We start from the raw sequence: 17,972 nt of genomic DNA on the forward strand, positions 1-17,972 counted from the left end.
TTAGCTCTCAAACATATTGATGCTTAAACTCCTCTTGGGGTGGTGCGCTTCAGGCGCACCCCCTGAACGGTTACGATAAAATAGCTACTGCATTTTTTAATTTTGGCAACTTGTTTTTATACTTCTCATTAGAAACCAGATCCGATAAGTTTTGGTCACTCCCCACTATAGCTACTAACTCTTGCAACTTAGATAAATTGGTAGAGTATTTCTCGTCTGACAAAATATCTACTACTTTTTTCAACTTAGACAATTCCTGTTTCTGGTTCGGCTCTGATAGCAGTGAAGTTAATTTGCTTTCCGCCTTGACAAATTTTGCTAAGTTTTCATAGTTAATGACCTGAGCATCTGAAAGAATTATTTTCCAAGCCATTTTTGCGTTTGTAAATACAACCCCCTCTTTGGCATCCTTAAAAACACTGTTGTCTATCAAAGCGATTACTTTTTCTCCAGACTCAAGAGATAGCCATGAAGACAGCGCTTTGGATAGTTTATCTAATGGAATATTAGGAGCAGAAAATCCATCTTTAATGCCATTTGTTGGACTTACATTCTTTTGTAAAAAATCTCCGAAATCATCCGCAATGATATTTTCAGTATAGGTGTAGGTTCGAGTTTCTAACTGGTGCAGCACGGATGAATCGCGAGTCTTTTCAGATGAATCGCGAGTCTTTTCAGATTTGAGCAATAACCAAATCATATATGCAGTACCCCATGCAACAAGAGCAGAACCGCCCGTGATTAAACCGAGTCCACCAAGAGCCGAAATAGTGGTAGTAATAGCAGCAGCACCGGACAATGTACCGGCTACTCCCAAAGCAGTCGCAGCAGTCCAAGCACCTAAAACAGTTGCAGCACCGGCGATTGTTCCTGTACCAATTGCAATTCCCAGATTTTTTTGGTCTTTGCTATCCATTTCTGAGACTAACGCAATAGACACTATTCCTGCTGCTCCTATTAGCGCAGCTCCTCCTGTTACGAAGGCTAAACCACCCAGCATTCCTAAACCACCAGATGCGACGGAACCCAAACCTAAAGCAGCTAAAGTCGCGTTGGTTGCAGCCCCTCCTGATAAACTACTAATAGTGACACCTGTTGCTGTTTGTACTCCAAGTAGACTTAGTATTTTCGTAGCTATTGGAACAATTGCTGCTCCTGCTTCTTTAACCTCTTTAGCATCATCCTTTAGTTGTTTGAATGCTACAAAATTTTGGACAAAATCATAAATTATTTTACCAAAAGCCACTTGATTATCAAAATTTTGTTTCCTTGCTATTGAGTAAATAACTTTAGCATTTTCTGGAATTTCAGCATTACTGATGAATGAGTCTAGGGATGTTAAAGCTGCTGCATCTTCTACTCTTTTTCCAGCACGTACCTGCTCATAAGTTGGCCGGTACTTTTTCGATTGATCGGGAGTTAATTTTTCGTTTTCCTCGATCAGTTTGACAAGAATGATGTCCACTGTTAAGGCTGTTGAATTGGTACTGGCTAAAAAGTGTTTCTGCTTGATTTCTAAAGGAAGTGCCGACGCGGCAACAATTGAGTCAATATCTGTGAGCGCCTTAAAGTCAGGAACCGGTTCGCTGGCACGGACGGAGGCAAAAGTCCCTCTAATTAGTTTCTTTTCTGCCTCAGTTAGTTTAGATTGACTTAATGCCATTTCAATGGCTTGTTCAGTTCCGAGTAAGCGCGAATTGTTACTGGCGATTTGGTAACGCTCTTTAATTTTGTTGTCTAGCTTTGAGGAGGATATCACATAATCAAGAAAATCCAAGGCAATCACATCGTCAATATACTCACCATCCTCGATTTGCTCATAAACAAATTTGCATTTAGCTTTGCTTGCTTCTTCTATAAATTGCGTATTTTTGTCAATTTCTTGATAAACTTGATCCGCTATTCTAAGTTGTCTATCGTATAAGGTATGCAAAACTACAGTAATATCTTTACCGTCTTGACCGCGCCCTTTGATGGTAATCTCTTGGCTATCTTGGGTTTTGGAGGGAATTGCTACCTGACAAGGTTCTCCAGATCGCAAAGTAAATGTTTCTTTTCCTCCGTTGCGGGCTGTGGTATAAGGAACAAAAATATGATAGTTCTCCAAGGTAGAGAAATTTTTGCCTAATCCCTCGCTATCAGCCATAGCGCTAGCTGGATCAAGCAAGTCTTTTGTCAATAAACCCAAAGTACCTAAAGCAACATAACTAAGAAAAGAGCGACGGTTGAGAGGAGAAATATTTAGGTGAGTCATAACTGAGTATTTGTAGCTTGAATGTAGTTTTTAGGCGAAATAATCAAATCCGAACTCTAATTTATCAAGTTCGTTACTTCCAAATTTACTAGCAAACTTACCCTTAGCCCTCGTAGCCCACCCCAAAGCCTCTGCTTGCTCCTAAATCAGATGAGCTTGTTTTTTTGCCGCTAATTTTCCTTGCGACAAAGCAAACTCACTCTATTAAATCACCGACACCCAACTTTGTCAACACGATACCCGCCGCAGCTATGACCATAACCGCTGAAGGTCATAGGCATCAAAAGCCACATCGCGACTAACCAAAACAAGGGAATGATTAATCGCCTGTGCCACAAGAATGCGATCGAAAGGATCTCGATGATGCAGGGGTAAGTTAAGATAGCACTCTGTATCAGAAAATGTGATTGGCAAAACCTCTATTTTTAGTTGTTGCAACACTTCCTCTAACTCAGAGAATGAGTTTTGCAAGCTAAGTTTTCCTAAACCAAGCTTAATGGAAATTTCCCATAAGCTGGCGATACTCAAGCAGAGAGTATTACTTCGATCTTCAATAATTTCTGCTGCTTGAGAACTTAATTGTTTACTGTCTTCCAAGTACCAGAGAAAAGTATGGGTATCCAGTAGAATATTCATGTTTACATATAATCCTTTAAATCTTCAAGAGGTTCATCAAAATCATCAGACATCCAGATTTTACCTTTCCAAATTCCAAGTCCGCCTCGCTTGGTCGGCTTTTCTTGGGTTGAGTTTTTAGCCTGCTTTTCAATCAAAAACTCAATGTAATGAAGCACTTCTGTCTGAAGAGACTCAGGGAGTTCTGCTAATTTTTCTAAAATGACTGGCTGTATCATGATTTCTTCTCGCGATCGATACCCATCTACTCCATTAAAGCACTAACACCCAAAGTCAGCAACAGAATACCCCATTATCTAGCCCGATCGCCCTCACTCTACCCAAATCCCGATCGCACTGACATCATCATTATTTTGCAACTTGCCTAAAATTACCCGATCGACTATCGTTCCTAATAGATATCATCTTGATATAACAACCAACAAAAACATGACAGCAATATTACCGCCTTGGATAGTTTTAGACTCCCTATTGCACAACTGGCTACTAGAAGATATCGGTAGGGGCGATCGCACAACATCGGCCTTATTTCCCGCAAACAGCATCCAGGGTACAGCTAAATGGATAGTCAAAGAAGCTGGAGTCATTGCCGGATTGCCGATCGCCGATCGCACATTTAAACTTTTAGACAGCAGCCTCAGTTTCATCCCCCAAGTACCAGAAGGGAAACTGTGCGAAAAAGGAGAAGTAATTGCCGAGATTTCCGGCAATTTCGATGCGCTGCTAACCGGAGAAAGAGTAGCATTAAACTTGGCAATGCGTTTGAGCGGCATCGCTACTTTAACTCAGAAATATGTTGACAAAATTGCCGATTTGCCCGTGCAATTAGTGGATACGCGCAAGACAACGCCCGGATTGAGATTGTTGGAAAAATACGCAACTCAAGTCGGCGGTGCTTGTAATCACCGGATGGGATTAGATGACGCGGTGATGATTAAAGACAATCACATTGCGGCGGCTGGGGGAATCGCAGAGGCGATCGCCCTAATTCGCAATTCTATCCCCTATCCGCTGACGATCGAAGTCGAAACCGAAACTCTCGCTGAAGTAGAGACAGCTTTGCAGCACAAAGCCGATATTATCATGTTAGATAATATGTCCTGTGATTTGATGCAGCAGGCAGTGGCAATAATTCGCGAAAAGAGCGATCGGGTAAAAATTGAAGCTTCCGGCAATGTTACTTTAGAAACAATTAGAAGTGTAGCCGAAACCGGAGTGGACTATATTTCTACCAGTGCTCCGATTACGCGATCGACTTGGCTGGATTTGAGTATGAAAATTAATAGTCATTAGTCATTAGTCAGCAGTCATTAGTGATAGACAATATGGCTAATACCAAATCAGGATTTAATACCCCTTTTACTCTTTAGCCCCCTTCTGCTCGGATTTCGTTGACTCTTAAGCGATTTGAATCGCCGAAAAATTCAAGAGGCAACTTATCTCTTAGCTAATGACTAATGACTAATGACTAATAACTCTTAACGATTACTTAGAGATAAAATGAACCCAAAAATTCCCGTCAGGCATACACACGCTGCGGATTAAGCGATAGGGATAGTGCAAGTAGGCACCGCTGACACTTGTATCGTAGCCACTTCCTAACCACTCACCATAGGGATCGTGGACGAAGAATCCCTCGCTGTCGTAGCCTGATGCAACTATAATGTGACCGAAAGACGTAAAGTATCCGTGGATGACAGCGGGATTTCCGGTGGCTAGCCAATCTTGAACGTCATCAATAGTTGCATTCTCGGTAAAGAAATCTTGAGCGCCGTAATCTTTAACAATCTTTGCTAAATCGTAGGGGTCCCAGCGACTGTAACCTTTGGCGATCGCATATTCGTAAAGTTCGTCTTCATATTGCCCGCTTTGTTTGCGCCGTGGCACTTTCAAAAAGTCCATACACATCGCTAATGAAGTTACATTGCAAGAACCTGTAGGATTATTCAAGTTATCCAGTTGCGATAAATAAGGAATGCCAAGCCTGACAGTTGGGGGATTCGGTTTCGGAAAAAACAGAACGCTGTCTTGACTAATTTGAGCGTGTGCTCCGAAAACATACCAAATTCCTGAACCTTTGAAAGACTCGTTGCGGAGAGCAACTCTGATGTGGCCGCGAGCCGGAGCATAAGCCAGGATCTCAAACTCTTTTCCGGCTGGTATTACTTGTTTTTCCGAGTCCTGAAGTTGAGAAGACGCCAGCGGTTTTGATTTAAAAATGGTGTCTCTGAGGGTTTTCAGGATCAGGGGATTTGTGGGAATGTCCTCTGGTTTGGTTTCGATCAGCTTTTTGGCTGTGACTGCTCCCAAAAAACCCGCTTCGCCGCACTTCATCAGAGTTTGAAATCGGTGGAGGGTGGCGGTAGAGAGAGGGCCAAAAATTCCGTCTACGGGAGGCTTCAGTAAACCCAGGTCAATGAGGCGGCTTTGAATTTGGGCACTGAGTTCGTCGTCTGCAGCAATTGCTTTGGCATCGTACCTAATGTTTGAGTTGAGAAAGTTTTGTAATTTCATGCTTGCGTGCCCCTGTCAATCGATTTTAGATTTTAGATTTTAGATTTTAGATTTTAGAATTACGATCGCCGCTCACTCTGGTTTCCCTAGACTAAATTGCTTGCTCCTCAATAATTCCCAGTTTATCGTCTCATAAAATTACGGTAATTTTGCCGAGCAATCGATTTTAGATTTTAGATTTTAGATTTTAGATTTTAGAATTACGATCGCCGCTCAATCTGATTTATCTAGACTAAATTGCTGGCTCGTCAATAATTCCCAGTTTATCGTCTCATAAAATTACGGTAATTTTGCCGATCGCCCGTACCTTAAAGGCTTCATATTAATTATTTGATACAAAACCTTCAAGGCGCGGGCCGATCGAATTTCACGCACTATTGACTAAAAATCCCTGGTGCGCGTTGACATTGTTTCTGCCGAATCCCGAATGCTGTTGGATGCCTCAAAAGCAGAGGGATGGCAGAATTTCCCTGTTGAGGCGAAGTCAGATTTATGCTTCGTCGGGGCGAATTACCACAACACCCATTGCGTCGGGAGAGAGATATTTGACGGCGGCTTCTCGGAGATCCTCGGCAGTCTGAGCTTGGATGCAAGCGGCATAGTTGAGGGCGGGAGCGATATCTCCTACCATCGACTGATAGTAACCGTACAAACTTGCTCGATCGCTCGGAGTTTCGTTACCAAAGACAAACCGATTTGCTACTTGGGTGCGGATGCGGGAAATTTCAGCATCTGTCACCAGTTCAGTTTGGAGAGTGCGGATGTGTTGGACGATCGCAGCTTCCACTGCTGGCAAGTTTTCTGTCGGTAGTTGAGCGGAAATTGAGAATACGCCGCCGAGTCGCTGAGTCATGTTGCTGACCGAAATTGATGAAACTAGCCCTTTTTCTTCGCGCAAATCCTGAACCAAGCGAGTTGTGCGGCCGTGACCCAATATTGTCGCCAAAACGTCGAGGGCATAAGTTTCGGACATTTCCATGAAACCTGGCACTCGCCACATCACGATCAGTCGGGCTTGCTGAAGGGCAGAGTCTACAAATTCGCGGCGGACTGTTTCTGTAAACGGCGATTCTTCGCCGTAGTTCAGGATTTGGGGTTCTGGATGAAAGTTGCTGACAGCAGGCACATTTATTTTGTTGTTTTGTGCTGTACTTTTTGCAGCAAAACTGTCTGCGACAATTTCTATTAGTTGCTCGACTGGCAAATTGCCTACAGCTACGGCTGTCATCGCCCCTGGGTGATATCGGCTGCTGTGGAAATCCCGCATTTGTTGGGCGGTAAGCTGTTCGATTACGGCAGTCGGGCCGAGTACCGGTCGCTTGTAGGGCAGGACTTCAAACGCTAATTCCATCGATCGCTGATAGGTGCGGCGGCGGGGATTGTCTTCCGATCGTCTAATTTCTTCTAACACTACCAGCCGTTCGCGATCGAAGGCGTCGTCGGGAATGCTGGCGTTGAGCAACACATCGACTTGCAGAGGAGCTAGTTCGGCAAAATCTTTAGGAGCTGTGGTGATGTAATAGTTAGTGTAATCTTGGCTGGTGGCTGCATTGGTGACAGCGCCGCGTTGCTCGATCGCGCGCTCAAATTCGCCACTGGGAATGCTCGGAGTTCCCTTAAAAATCATGTGTTCTAAAAAGTGAGCCATGCCGTTAATGTCGTCGGGTTCGACGGCTGAGCCTAAATTGAGCCACACGCTGAGGTTAACAGCATCGACCGGCAAGTGTTCGGCTATAACGGTGAGGCCGTTGGGGAAATGGCGGATTGTTGGGGCGTTGAGGGGCGATCGAGCTGAGGTTTTGAGTAGGGTTGATGTCATTGTGCTTTTAAATTTATCTTGTTCTCTATATCTTAAAGGGTCATCCGATTTTAGATTTTAGATTTTAGATTTTAGATTGATCCCACGGCTGATGGTTGCTGGGGATGTTGTCGGGGGCGATCGCGAGCGTTAATTTATCCTAATAGTTGCTTAATTCCTCAGTTTTTTTGTGATAGCAAAAGATGGAAAATCGAAGATGGAATAAAAACTTAATATTTCCACAAGCAGCTTTTCAACGATTTTGGCGCTCGACTTCGGGGAAAATCGGCTTAATTTTGACTGTAGCGCTGACGATCGCGGCACTGTTGGCCCCCCTACTTTCCCCTTACGACTCGGCGGTCGATCGAGATTATTTGTCGCGCTTAGTGGCTCCTAGCGCTAAACATTGGTTTGGCACCGACAGTTTGGGGCGAGATTTGTTGGTGCGGGTGTGGCACGGATTGGGGATATCTTTACTCGTCAGCCTGGTTTCTGTGGGTGCGGGTTTAATTGTGGGAACGCTTTTGGGGCTGGTGGCGGGGTATTTTCGGGGGTTTCTGGAAATTGCGATCGGCACTTTGGCCGATATTTTGTTAGCTTTTCCTTCGATTTTACTGGCGATCGGCGTTGTTACCGTCACCGGGCCGAGCCTGCAAAGCGTAATTATCGCCGTCAGCCTCGTGCAAATTCCGATTTACATCCGCTTAACTCGCAGTATGGTGCTGTCTCTGCGGGAACAAGAATTTGTTTTGGCTGTCAAGGCCTTGGGCGCCAGCGACTTGCGGATTATTTTTCGCCACATTTTGCCGGGAAGTCTCGCGCCTCTAGTTGTACAAGCAACTCTTTCGACTGGTACGGCGACACTAGAAGCTGCTGGTTTGGGTTTTTTGGGTTTGGGCGCACAGCCACCGGTTCCTGAGTTGGGGACAATGCTTTCCGATGCTTTTAAAGGCGGATACGCTCTTTCTTCTCCTTGGACGATCGTGTTTCCAGGTTTGCTGATTACCTTGACTGTTCTTGGTTTCAACCTTTTGGGGGATGGCCTGCGAGACGCTTTAGACCCCAGAGGGAATTAGAGGGGGAGTGGGGGAATTTATATTTTTGCGTTTTGCCTTCTGCCTTTTACCTTCTGCCTTCTTCCCTCTGCGCCCTCTGCGCCCTCTGCGGTTCATCCCCTCTTTCTTCCTCCTCCCTCTAAAATCTAAAATCTAAAATCTAAAATCGACCGACTTGACTGCTGTCACAATCTACGCGAAACTTTACATACAACTGATGTATTGCTTCTACCTATTAATAACTTCTGTTAAGTTGTGACTCAAAACCTATCAATTCGTCAAAATTGATATAGCGCTTTGTCAGTCAGCCAACTCTCAAGAAGCTACTTCAGGAGGCATCGTCCCTGGCTTGCTGGTGTCGGTGTCTGTTCTCAATATTCCTATTCAGTCAGCCCGCATTATGGAAACACTAGAGTTTGTGATCTATCCAGATGGCCGCGTACAGGAAACAGTCACCGGCATTGTCGGTGCTTCCTGTGCTGAGGTAACGGCTGCAATTGAAGCTCAGCTCGGCGTGGTGCTTCACCAAGAGTCAACATCTGAATATTTCACGCAAGCGCTGCACCAATCAGCCGAAGCGACGGCCCAAGTGGCTTTTAGCGATTGGTAATTTTTTTTGTTGAGTTCACTTAAATTTTTTTGGAATCACCATGTCACACTTTAGCCAAATTAAGACCCAGATCCGCAATTTGAATTCTTTGGAAGCTGCTTTAACTGACTTGGGTATTGAGTGGAAGTCTGGCCCGACAGAGGTGCGCGGCTATCGCGGCCTAACCAGCACCGCTGAGGTCGTGATTGAGCAAAAAAACGGCTACGACGTAGGTTTTAGCTGGAACGGGACTGAGTATGAATTGGTGGCTGACTTGCAGTTTTGGCAGCAAGCTTGGTCTGTAGACCGTTTTCTGAATAAGGTGACTCAGCGCTACGCTTACCATACTGTGGTGAATGAAAGCGCTAAGCAGGGTTTCCAAATTTCTGAGCAAAAGCAAAATCAAGACGGTTCGCTCCGCTTGGTGGTGCAACGCTGGTGCGCTTAATAATTTTTTTTCGAGATTTTTGCAATCTTGTCTCATCAAAGTCCGCCTGCGCGGACTTATTTACTATTGTGGGGGTCTAAATGTCTGAGCTTTCTGGACTCGGAATAGATACAGCAATCGATCGCTCTGGTTTAGAGCCGGAGTTGGGGGGGTTTTTGCGGGATGCGCCCGATCGCTCTGGTTTGGAACCGGAGTTGGGCGGCGTGTTACGCCAAAAAGGTGTCTATGTTGATGAGATTACCTGCATTGGCTGTAAGCACTGCGCTCACGTTGCTCGCAATACTTTTTATATTGAACCGGATTACGGTCGATCGCGCGTAGTTCGACAAGACGGGGATTCGGAAGAGTTGATTGCTGAGGCGATCGACACTTGTCCGGTGAATTGCATTCACTGGGTGGATTACACCGAACTCAAGAATCTGGAAGAAGAACGCAAGGATCAGGTGATGCCTGTCGTTGGTTTTCCGGTGGATATGGCGACAGTTAAGGCCGGTATTCGCCAGCGCCAAAAGAATAAGTTGCGCGATCGTAAGTTCAAAGGTAGCCATTGAAATCCCCAATTCACATCCACAGCTTGAAACCTGTGGCTCAAACAACAAAAACAGCCCGCGCGGGCTGTTTTTTGTATACATTGTATAGCCAAATTTATTTGAGAGGATGGTGCTCAGCGAGAATTTTCTCAACTCTAGCTTCGTCGATTCTGGCAGTTAATGTTGTTGCTTCGTTGTTATCGCGAATGGTTTTTGCTAAAGTAAAAGACGAGCCGATTGAAAAAGTTAAACCCATACCCATAAAAGCTTTCTGCCAGGGGTCTACTTGTAAATAAATGATACCTACAGTAGTTGCGGAAATGGCAAGAATAAAAGAAACCCAGCACTGAAGTATCCAAGCATTAGTATCTTTTTGGCGTATGATTTGTTTCTGCATAGGGCCTCTAACTCAAATATATCTTTTGGTTCATTAACTTAAAGAATAGATAGTGCGACTGAAGCGGTCAGGAGAGCAGGGGACAGTTTCGATAAGTGAACAGTGCGATCGGGCTTTTTACTAAAAATTAGAACGCTGTAGATAGGGTTTAAGGCTCAAGGAAGACAGGGTGGGAGTAGACAGTTGGAAAACTCCACTAAGGAAAGCTAGTTTTTTCTCAAAATAGCGTAAGGTGCGCCGGGCGGCACCTTACTTCTCCCACTCCGCCTCCGCTGACGAGAATTTGACTTTTGAGCGGTTTCAAGCCCCGACTCTTATCTACTTGGTTTGTGTAGCCCCGGTTTAAACCGCCGAGTTAGATCTACTTATTTTTCTGCTGAGTCTTCGCTTGTTCGATCGCAATTTCCCTCACTGCTTGGAAAGAACTCAAATTCGATGAACCCTCAATCGCCTTCACCGCCAAATCTTGAACCTGTTTCAAAGCAGACTCCAGTTGTTTCGACAAGCTAGCAAGGCGCGCATCTTGATTTTGAATTGTCTGCAACATCCCTTGAATTTGCAGTTCATAATTTTGCTTTTGCCCTTCGATATCTTTAGCAGACAAATCCGCCTTAACTTTAGCTTGATAATTGCCAATATTGCGGCCGTTATCTTTCCCGTTCTTGATATTAGCTTCCAGTTCTTTCGGGAAAGCTTCTACCTTCACTTTAACCTCAGCATAAAGTTTTTCTCGTTCCGAAATAGATTTTTCGCGTTCCGCCCACTGTTTCTCCTGTTCTTGCTGAAACTCTTCGATTTCTTGATACAGCCTTTTCTGGCGCTGTTGGTATTCTTCGATGTCCAGATTTCGCTGAAGATTCAAATCATAATCATACAACTCTTCATCCCGCTCGCGAGCTTTTTGGTGATGCTCATTGCGTTCTTTAATAGCTAATTTGTGGAGTTCCTGCTCTTTTTCCCAAGCTTGCCGGCGTTCCAACAATTCCTGTTCCACAGTTTCGCGCTGTTCGCTGAGTTCGCCAGCAAAAGTTTTCGCGCTTTCTTCGTATTGTTGAATTAAATTGTCCAGCGTATCTTCTGCAACATCTTCTAAACTGTGCAACTCTTGCAGTTGTTGAATTTCATGGCCCACAGTGCGCCGCAATTCTTCGACTTTAGCAGCTTCCGAAGTTAATTTTTCCGACAACTCACTGACAGCGCCACCAAAGCTAAATTGCAGCAAAATCAAATTATCAATTGTGGACTGCATTTTTTGTTGATTTTGAGTTAATGGCATGGGTTTCTTTGCCTCCACAATAGGTTTTTCTGGGGCTGCTGTTTGCTTTTGGGAAGCGTTTAGCTGTTGGATTTGCGATTCTAACTGCGCTTTTTCTTGCGCTGCTTCCTTGTACGCTTCTAAAATTTCAGCCTTGGTGCTTTTGTCGCTAACTCTTTTGTTCATGACTTTTCATTCCTTAATAGTTGGGAAAATTTCTGTCATTTTTCCATAAGGTGGGCATTGCACGCCTTACTGGGTTTTAAGCTTTGCTGACAAAAGCTTTCATTGCCAAGTCTTGCGCTTGCTTCATCGTGGCTTGCAGTTGCGCGGAAATTTCGGCAATTTGTTCGGTTTGTCGCTCAATAGTCTGCTGCAAAGATTGCGCTTTCAATTCATATCCTTGCTTAGTGCCTTCCCATTCTTTCTCCACCAAATCTCCCTTAACCTTAGCTTCGCGAGAAACTTCTTGAATTGCTTCTTCTTTGGCTTTAACATAAGCCTGTTTCAATTCTTCTTCAAATCCAGCCGCTTTCTTTTGATTTGCTTCAAACTCAGGTTGATTGTCACTCAGGACTTGTTCACGTTCTCCCCAGTTTTTCTCTTTTTCGCGAGTAGACTGTTGCAATTCCCGTTCTAGTTTGCGTTTTGTTTCTTCGTATTCGTCGGTTTCGATTTTGCGGGTGCGTTCTAATTCGTAGTGATAATCTGCTGTTTCCCGCTGGCGTTCTTTTGTTGTTAGCGCAATCTCTTCTTGAATTGCTATGTCAAACTCTTGCTGTTCTTTTTCCCAAAATTGGCGTTTTTGGGTGGTGTCTTTTTCGATCAGTTCGCGCTGGTTGGCGCTGTTATGTTCGAGCAGAGTCAATTTTTCTCGGTGCTCTTGAGTTAAAATGTGGAGGGCGTCTGCTACAACTCGGATTTGCTGCAACTCTTGCAATTGTTGGGCTTCAATTTCGATCGCACGTTTTAATTCGTCTAATTTGGAAGATTCCGCCTTCAGTTTTTCCGAAAGTCCGCTGATGGTGCTGCCGAAATCTAATTGCAAGTCGGCTAGGCCTTTGACGATGCTGTCAATTGTGTAGGTAGAAGCGACTTCGAGGAGTTGTTTGTTTTTGGCTTTTTCGGCTGACTGTTCTTTGGTTTCGACTTTGGATTCGATCTTTTTTTTATCTGCTAAAATCTGCTGAAAGTTTTGCAAAATTTGGGCTTTGCTATCCTTGGCAGTTGCTATTGTCATAATGTTTGCTTCTCCTGATTATAACTTTTCGACACTTGTGACTGAAACGTTTTCAGTTATTCTAAGTTGCGGAGTTGGCTGAGAATGGAACGGTACTTGCTGGCTGCGTCGGGTTTTTCTTCTGAATTATCGCTGGCTAGAATTTTGAGAAGTTTCCAGCAGCTATCGCACCGATTTCCTTCCCAGCAGGCGCACTCATCAATTATACTCAAAAGTGCGCCTTTTAGCAATTGATTTTCGGCTAACAAAGCTCGGTAATTCCGCTGCACTGATTCGGCAACTAAAGTCATGTGTTGGAAGTCTTGGGTAAGACTTTCGATGTCGTTAGCTGCGTCTGCCCGAATTTGGTCGAGCAGCTCCAGATTCTCTCTCAAACGGCTTTCTTGGAGGTTGGATTGGGTTTTCAGATTCGTTAATTTCTTCATTTCACTCTGTTGTAACAGTTATGGTAAAGGCGCGATTTAATCGCGCCTTTACAACAAAATTAGAACAAGTCAGCAGTTAATTGGTCTTCGGCTGGCGGTAGCGACATACTGCCGTTGGAATTCAAAGCCATAGCATCGCTTTCACCGCCAGCGTGAGCAGCCATCAAGCAGGCAACTTGCTGCGCCGGCAGGTTATCTAAACACACCATAGCTTTTGTTCCTTCTAAGTCAATCATCCGCGATTGATTGCTAGAATCTGACAAAACTGCTGCGGCTTGGTCGATAACTGCCCAATCTTTCCGCTCGTTCCAAGACCATTTTAAGCTGTAGTAGTTGATCGGTTTTACTACTCCGCTATCGTCTGGTTTTTGGCCGGAATGTTTGACAAATTCGGGAATAAAAATTCCGGTTGCAGGCTCTACCCCGCGAGATTGAACTGATGCTACCAAGCGGTTAAAATCGTTCAAGCTGCGGTTTTTGATGTAGGTCACCATGACAACTCCTTGCGGCAATTCGCCACTTTCTGCGACAAACCACAGTTGACCCCATAATGTGTGGGAAGTTTGACCTAAACTGCCGAAGAATTTGGAAAATTTGAGGATTGTCATGGAACACTTGGAACCGTAGTCGGTGTCGCCGATCGCCCACTGGCCACTTTGGCAGTTATTGCGGACGGCGATTGGGATTTCCGGTACTAGCAAAGCATTGCTCGGTTTGGCACCAAATACTGAAAATGTAGGTCTTTCTTGTGTTTTAGTCATGGTTGGTTTTTCCTTAGTTCTTATTGCTGCTTTACGGCGAATTGGTAATTGGTAATCCGTTAAATCTCGTACATTGCTCGTAGCCGAACTTCGATTACCTAATCAGATGTGTTGTCGCTTTTGGTTCTGGATAGGTATACTCAAGCATCGCCTCTTGTTGAGCTTTGATAATCCGCAGCGCGGCGAGCAAATGCTCTAATGTTTCTAGGTGCGCTGGGGTGAAGTGGATGCTGAAGCCTTCGCCATCCCGCGCGTAGCCGGGACAAACCAGTGAGGCTGAGCTTTGTTCTTCGTGGGTGGCGATGTATAGCCAGTCATCGTCTTCGAGCTTGTAATGCGTGTCTGTCCAGGTTCTCAGCATTTGCGATCTGCTCCTCCTTATTTGCTGCGTACAAGCGTTTTGACGCCCAGCGCTTCTCACTCCTCTGAAGTTGACAACGCTATATGTAGCGTGTTGGCTGGGATAATTTGCACCCTTAACCCTACCAGTCAGGCTCTACGGGTTGATTAAACCGTCAACTAACCTCATGGTAGCGCGGGTTGATTTTCCCGTCAAGTATTTTGTTGAACTTTTCATCAAAACAGGCTAGAATGCTTGTCAGGAGGCAAAAAACCGTGGAACAAACATTTGGAAGACTGATCCGTCAAGCTCGCAAGGACAAAGCTTACTCACAACGTGAGCTAGCAGCTATGCTAAGTGTGGATTTTACTTATTTGTCGAAGTTGGAGAACGATCGAGCGGATTATGCGCCAAAAGAGGACGTAATCCGAGCATTAGCGCGAAATCTAGACATAAACGAAGAGGAATTGATTTTCTTGGCGGGGAGACTACCGCAGCAGTACGAAGCGCTGCTGAAGCAGAATCCGAAGGAAATGCAGGCTCTTTTCCGCCGGATGCAAGAAAATCCAGATTGGCTCAAACAATCTTTTGAAGCGTAAGAGAGGCCCCTCATAGTGAGTATTTTTAAACCGTATTGCTTCTATCCCAAAGAAACGATCGAGCGTTTGGCAAATGACATCTTGATGCAGATGCAGAAAACGCAAAATTTTGCTCCGAGATGGCCTTTTGATGCGACAACGGTTGCTGATTTTCTGGATTTAGGCGTAGTTTGGGAGTGCATTGAGCCGGATGAAGAAGGTGCGATCGCGGCGAGGATTTTGCCGCAGCAGCGGTTAATCGAAATCAACGAACAGATTCTCGAAAAACCCCCAGGTTTCATCGAATCGACGATCGCCCACGAAATCGGCCACTGGGTGCTACACGTCAATCAAGACGAAGCAGACGGCACTGTGGAACAGTTGGAATTAAACTTAGGTAATCAAGGACAAACGGCGTCTGATGTCGAGGAACCGTTTGTTTGTCGGGGTGCGAGTGCGGATAATAAGGTTTTGTCGATCGAATGGCAAGCGCAATATTTTGCAAGCTGTTTGTTGATGCCTCGGTGTATTTTGGAGGAAAAAAGACAGGGACGCGATTTAACTAAGTGGTCGCATTTATACAAAATGAGAGATGAATTGGGAGTGAGCATTTCCAATTTAACAAACCGCTTGCAAGAATTCGATTGGATTTATATTCCCAAGGGAACGCGCGAGATTTATGCCGGGAAAGATGCGGCAAACGGGCAGCAGCGGTTGTTCGGATAAAATTGCGATAATTTGAGGTTTGAGATTGGGAAGCGATTCTCTAATCTCAAATCTTTAAATTTAATTTCTAATTAAGTTACATTTTATGCTAACCAATATTGAAATCCTGCTGGCAGCTTGTGAGGAATTAAATATCCCTTACGAAATCCTGCATCCTTCCCAAAACTTGATTAGACTCAAACAGGGCGGCGAAGAATATTATTTTGTTAATTACATGACGCCATTTAACAGCGCGTCAGTAGCAGAGATTTTTAAAGACAAAGAATATACCTATCAACTATTAAACGGCAAAATAAATACTCCCAGAACTCTCGGTTTTGTCTCGCCTCGCTGCGAGGAGAAGTATAAAAAGTATTTGAATTTCCCAGATATTGAATCAATTGTTTTAGAAGTAAACCAAAAATTCGCTTTCCCGGTGATTCTCAAAAGAAATCGCGGTGCTGGTGGCAACAATGTTTTTTTGTGTGAAACTAGAGAGCAAATTAAAGAAGCCCTAGAAATTATATTTAACGTCAACAGCAAAGATTATGACCATGTAGCGCTAGCTCAAGAATATATCGAAATTGCCCACGAATATCGGGCTGTATTCTGCAAAGGAAAGCTAGTTTTGCTGTACGAGAAAGACAAATCTCAGGCTAAATTTGCGGGGAATTTAAGCCCGCTGCACTGGGAAGGTGCAAAAGCCAAACATATAATTAACCCCAATCTCATGTCTGAGATTGAAGATTTTGTTAAACCTGTTTTTGCTGAAATTGCGATTAATTATGCTGGGCTTGACATCGCGCTAGATACAAAAGGATCATATTGGTTGATTGAAATTAACTCAAGTCCCAATTACGATATTTTTGTGAGAGATAACGATCGCCAAATTGTCGTAACAATGTTTAAAGGCATTCTGGATAGCTTGGTTGTTAACAAAAAGCCGTAAATGCTCGATTTGAAAGTAGTCGATCGTATTTAGATGAATGTGGTGTAAGCTGTATATTAGCTGAAAGGCTTTAAGCGAGATAGGTTTCAGCCAACAACTTAAAATTCACATTTTTTAATTTAATGTAGCCATCCATGAAAGTCGAGCTATCTTGTAACAATTCTGAATCATCAGGTAGGTAGCTAGGGAGCCAAAAGCTACTCCGAATACTCAAATTACTGTATTGATCATTACTCTTTTCTAAAGTCTTTTGAAGCAAGTGCTCATAGACAAACTGTTTACGGATACTTCTACGTTTAATTTCTTCAATTTTGTTGGGATCTCGGAAGTATTTAGTGTCTAAGTATTTGATATCGATTATTTCAAAATAAATTTCATATTGATTAAAAAATAGTTGAATAAAATCATTGAATTTTTTTTTCAGATGAGCAGTGTTTTTATCTCTCAAAACAGATGATTTAAAAACCTTAGATTTATTGGATAAATCACGTAATTTTGTCATAAATATATCAAAATCGGTAATTTGGTTTTTTATAGCTATATAAAAGAGATGATTGAAGTAATACATCTTATGGATATCTTCGATAGCGAGCGGAAAATCGATTTCCCAAAATGAGTAAAAATTTTGGGGTAACGGATCATTAATAATCAGTTCTCCTGGTTTTGTATCACTCTTATATAATTCACGTAACTTGTTGATAGTATGATTATCAGTTGTTTGACCAATATAACCAACTTTCACACGGCGATTAATATAAATACCATCAATGCTCGTTTTATAGCCATAATCATCCCAATTATCAGCAGACACTTTATAAGTCTTCTCACCCTGGATGTTAGGGGGAATCAAAGTTAGTACGAGCGCATCGGGATTCAGTGAATAACCATCATTTATATTGAAAGTCTTTGATAAGTCAATAAGCTTAGCAGATGATTTGGCTCTTTGCACGGTTCTAGAACTTAGATAGCGATCATCTAAGTGCAGAAGCAATGACGGATCGACTATTTGTACTAGATGGGTCAAACACATCGACTCCCAAACACTATGAAAATTTTTAATTCCCCAAATTTCACCATTTTCTGCTTGATGCCAATTGCCATAAAGAAATAATTTGATTGCTTCGTAATACTGCCAATAATCAGCATCTTTTATGGGCGTGCTATGGTCAATTGTTTCTAAGGCATCCTTGAGTATATCTAACACCTGCTCATAACTCTGTTCATCAAAAAGACTGTCTTGATTTCCGAGATGGTGCTGACGAAATCGCTCAGCTAATGCTGTAATTTCAGGATTGGCTACCTCTCCAAGTTGCTGCTTAATCTCGCAAAAGAGATAGCAATACATCGTGACAATATCAGTGGATTCAAACTGCATTACTCGTCGTGGGAGTAGCATTTCATCGACATAAGCTGCATGATTAGGTAAGTAGCTAGACAAAATTAATTACATAGTTTTCTCCAAATTCTTTCAGGATTTTTTCCACAGAGGTAACAAAAG

20 protein-coding genes are annotated in these 17,972 nt (G+C 43.5%); 8 read left to right on the forward strand and 12 right to left on the reverse strand.

All coding sequences use genetic code 11. The features are described from left to right. Nucleotides 1-70: 70 nt before the first annotated feature. From QUA24_RS24540 to vapB, 3 genes are all read right to left on the reverse strand, one after another. Nucleotides 71-2,254 (reverse strand): hypothetical protein, encoded by a 2,184-nt coding sequence (locus QUA24_RS24540; protein ID WP_333232793.1) that lies wholly within the window; start codon nucleotides 2,252-2,254, stop codon nucleotides 71-73. Nucleotides 2,255-2,503: 249 nt separating this feature from the next. Beyond that, complete coding sequence (locus tag QUA24_RS24545; RefSeq protein ID WP_333232795.1) at nucleotides 2,504-2,890, reverse strand: type II toxin-antitoxin system VapC family toxin; 387 nt, start codon at nucleotides 2,888-2,890, stop codon at nucleotides 2,504-2,506. Nucleotides 2,891-2,892: 2 nt separating this feature from the next. Further along, on the reverse strand, nucleotides 2,893-3,108 hold the full coding sequence (vapB, locus tag QUA24_RS24550; RefSeq protein WP_333215483.1) for a type II toxin-antitoxin system VapB family antitoxin: 216 nt from the start codon (nucleotides 3,106-3,108) through the stop codon (nucleotides 2,893-2,895). Between the two features lie 211 nt (nucleotides 3,109-3,319). Between vapB and nadC the strand changes: the two genes are divergently transcribed. After that, nucleotides 3,320-4,183, forward strand: a complete 864-nt coding sequence (nadC, locus tag QUA24_RS24555; protein ID WP_333232797.1) for a carboxylating nicotinate-nucleotide diphosphorylase — start codon at nucleotides 3,320-3,322, stop codon at nucleotides 4,181-4,183. Nucleotides 4,184-4,375: 192 nt separating this feature from the next. Here nadC and QUA24_RS24560 read toward each other — a convergent pair whose 3' ends face one another. Further along, on the reverse strand, nucleotides 4,376-5,404 hold the full coding sequence (locus QUA24_RS24560) for a C39 family peptidase (protein WP_333232799.1): 1,029 nt from the start codon (nucleotides 5,402-5,404) through the stop codon (nucleotides 4,376-4,378). Between the two features lie 490 nt (nucleotides 5,405-5,894). Then, nucleotides 5,895-7,223: a pitrilysin family protein gene (locus QUA24_RS24565; protein ID WP_333232801.1), complete on the reverse strand. Its 1,329-nt coding sequence runs from the start codon at nucleotides 7,221-7,223 to the stop codon at nucleotides 5,895-5,897. 182 nt (nucleotides 7,224-7,405) lie between these two features. Between QUA24_RS24565 and QUA24_RS24570 the strand changes: the two genes are divergently transcribed. The 4 genes from QUA24_RS24570 to QUA24_RS24585 all read left to right on the forward strand — a co-directional run bounded on the left by QUA24_RS24570 (nucleotide 7,406) and on the right by QUA24_RS24585 (nucleotide 9,845). Then, entirely contained in the window at nucleotides 7,406-8,278 is an 873-nt protein-coding gene (locus QUA24_RS24570) for an ABC transporter permease (protein WP_333232803.1), read from the forward strand. 379 nt (nucleotides 8,279-8,657) lie between these two features. Further along, entirely contained in the window at nucleotides 8,658-8,867 is a 210-nt protein-coding gene (locus QUA24_RS24575) for a DUF2997 domain-containing protein (RefSeq protein WP_015176940.1), read from the forward strand. Nucleotides 8,868-8,907: 40 nt separating this feature from the next. Then, nucleotides 8,908-9,294: a DUF1257 domain-containing protein gene (locus tag QUA24_RS24580; protein ID WP_333232805.1), complete on the forward strand. Its 387-nt coding sequence runs from the start codon at nucleotides 8,908-8,910 to the stop codon at nucleotides 9,292-9,294. An 80-nt stretch (nucleotides 9,295-9,374) separates the two neighbouring features. Further along, complete coding sequence (locus QUA24_RS24585) at nucleotides 9,375-9,845, forward strand: ferredoxin (RefSeq protein WP_333232806.1); 471 nt, start codon at nucleotides 9,375-9,377, stop codon at nucleotides 9,843-9,845. 94 nt (nucleotides 9,846-9,939) lie between these two features. Here the strand turns inward: QUA24_RS24585 and QUA24_RS24590 are convergent, their stop codons facing one another. The 6 genes from QUA24_RS24590 to QUA24_RS24615 form a co-directional block, all read right to left on the reverse strand. Continuing rightward, nucleotides 9,940-10,221 (reverse strand): YiaA/YiaB family inner membrane protein, encoded by a 282-nt coding sequence (locus QUA24_RS24590; RefSeq protein ID WP_190739554.1) that lies wholly within the window; start codon nucleotides 10,219-10,221, stop codon nucleotides 9,940-9,942. 361 nt (nucleotides 10,222-10,582) lie between these two features. Then, nucleotides 10,583-11,662, reverse strand: a complete 1,080-nt coding sequence (locus tag QUA24_RS24595) for a hypothetical protein (protein WP_333232808.1) — start codon at nucleotides 11,660-11,662, stop codon at nucleotides 10,583-10,585. A 76-nt stretch (nucleotides 11,663-11,738) separates the two neighbouring features. Beyond that, complete coding sequence (locus QUA24_RS24600; RefSeq protein ID WP_333232810.1) at nucleotides 11,739-12,716, reverse strand: hypothetical protein; 978 nt, start codon at nucleotides 12,714-12,716, stop codon at nucleotides 11,739-11,741. Nucleotides 12,717-12,772: 56 nt separating this feature from the next. Next, entirely contained in the window at nucleotides 12,773-13,141 is a 369-nt protein-coding gene (locus QUA24_RS24605) for a hypothetical protein (protein ID WP_333232812.1), read from the reverse strand. Nucleotides 13,142-13,200: 59 nt separating this feature from the next. After that, nucleotides 13,201-13,902: a hypothetical protein gene (locus QUA24_RS24610; protein WP_172189320.1), complete on the reverse strand. Its 702-nt coding sequence runs from the start codon at nucleotides 13,900-13,902 to the stop codon at nucleotides 13,201-13,203. Nucleotides 13,903-13,996: 94 nt separating this feature from the next. Beyond that, complete coding sequence (locus QUA24_RS24615) at nucleotides 13,997-14,263, reverse strand: hypothetical protein (protein ID WP_006634886.1); 267 nt, start codon at nucleotides 14,261-14,263, stop codon at nucleotides 13,997-13,999. A 254-nt stretch (nucleotides 14,264-14,517) separates the two neighbouring features. Here QUA24_RS24615 and QUA24_RS24620 point away from each other — a divergent pair, with 254 nt between their 5' ends. The 3 genes from QUA24_RS24620 (at nucleotide 14,518) to QUA24_RS24630 (ending at nucleotide 16,474) form a co-directional block, all read left to right on the forward strand. Beyond that, entirely contained in the window at nucleotides 14,518-14,841 is a 324-nt protein-coding gene (locus QUA24_RS24620) for a helix-turn-helix domain-containing protein (RefSeq protein ID WP_172189318.1), read from the forward strand. A 15-nt stretch (nucleotides 14,842-14,856) separates the two neighbouring features. Continuing rightward, nucleotides 14,857-15,546 (forward strand): ImmA/IrrE family metallo-endopeptidase, encoded by a 690-nt coding sequence (locus QUA24_RS24625; RefSeq protein ID WP_333160792.1) that lies wholly within the window; start codon nucleotides 14,857-14,859, stop codon nucleotides 15,544-15,546. 85 nt (nucleotides 15,547-15,631) lie between these two features. Next, a complete protein-coding gene (locus QUA24_RS24630; protein ID WP_333232815.1) occupies nucleotides 15,632-16,474 on the forward strand; it encodes a YheC/YheD family protein in 843 nt (280 codons plus the stop codon). A 70-nt stretch (nucleotides 16,475-16,544) separates the two neighbouring features. On the opposite strand, the gene QUA24_RS24635 is transcribed toward QUA24_RS24630, so the two are convergent. Further along, nucleotides 16,545-17,912: a hypothetical protein gene (locus QUA24_RS24635; protein ID WP_333232817.1), complete on the reverse strand. Its 1,368-nt coding sequence runs from the start codon at nucleotides 17,910-17,912 to the stop codon at nucleotides 16,545-16,547. Between the last annotated feature and the right edge of the window lie 60 nt (nucleotides 17,913-17,972).

Source organism: Microcoleus sp. Pol12B5 (genome assembly GCF_036701335.1).
GTDB lineage: Bacteria > Cyanobacteriota > Cyanobacteriia > Cyanobacteriales > Microcoleaceae > Microcoleus.

Coding starts and splice junctions, on each gene's coding strand:
- QUA24_RS24540 (WP_333232793.1), bottom strand. CDS start 2,254: ATGACTCACCTAAATATTTCTCCTCTCAACCGTCGCTCTTTTCTTAGT.
- QUA24_RS24545 (WP_333232795.1), bottom strand. CDS start 2,890: ATGAATATTCTACTGGATACCCATACTTTTCTCTGGTACTTGGAAGAC.
- vapB (WP_333215483.1), bottom strand. CDS start 3,108: ATGATACAGCCAGTCATTTTAGAAAAATTAGCAGAACTCCCTGAGTCT.
- nadC (WP_333232797.1), top strand. CDS start 3,320: ATGACAGCAATATTACCGCCTTGGATAGTTTTAGACTCCCTATTGCAC.
- QUA24_RS24560 (WP_333232799.1), bottom strand. CDS start 5,404: ATGAAATTACAAAACTTTCTCAACTCAAACATTAGGTACGATGCCAAA.
- QUA24_RS24565 (WP_333232801.1), bottom strand. CDS start 7,223: ATGACATCAACCCTACTCAAAACCTCAGCTCGATCGCCCCTCAACGCC.
- QUA24_RS24570 (WP_333232803.1), top strand. CDS start 7,406: ATGGAAAATCGAAGATGGAATAAAAACTTAATATTTCCACAAGCAGCT.
- QUA24_RS24575 (WP_015176940.1), top strand. CDS start 8,658: ATGGAAACACTAGAGTTTGTGATCTATCCAGATGGCCGCGTACAGGAA.
- QUA24_RS24580 (WP_333232805.1), top strand. CDS start 8,908: ATGTCACACTTTAGCCAAATTAAGACCCAGATCCGCAATTTGAATTCT.
- QUA24_RS24585 (WP_333232806.1), top strand. CDS start 9,375: ATGTCTGAGCTTTCTGGACTCGGAATAGATACAGCAATCGATCGCTCT.
- QUA24_RS24590 (WP_190739554.1), bottom strand. CDS start 10,221: ATGCAGAAACAAATCATACGCCAAAAAGATACTAATGCTTGGATACTT.
- QUA24_RS24595 (WP_333232808.1), bottom strand. CDS start 11,662: ATGAACAAAAGAGTTAGCGACAAAAGCACCAAGGCTGAAATTTTAGAA.
- QUA24_RS24600 (WP_333232810.1), bottom strand. CDS start 12,716: ATGACAATAGCAACTGCCAAGGATAGCAAAGCCCAAATTTTGCAAAAC.
- QUA24_RS24605 (WP_333232812.1), bottom strand. CDS start 13,141: ATGAAGAAATTAACGAATCTGAAAACCCAATCCAACCTCCAAGAAAGC.
- QUA24_RS24610 (WP_172189320.1), bottom strand. CDS start 13,902: ATGACTAAAACACAAGAAAGACCTACATTTTCAGTATTTGGTGCCAAA.
- QUA24_RS24615 (WP_006634886.1), bottom strand. CDS start 14,263: ATGCTGAGAACCTGGACAGACACGCATTACAAGCTCGAAGACGATGAC.
- QUA24_RS24630 (WP_333232815.1), top strand. CDS start 15,632: ATGCTAACCAATATTGAAATCCTGCTGGCAGCTTGTGAGGAATTAAAT.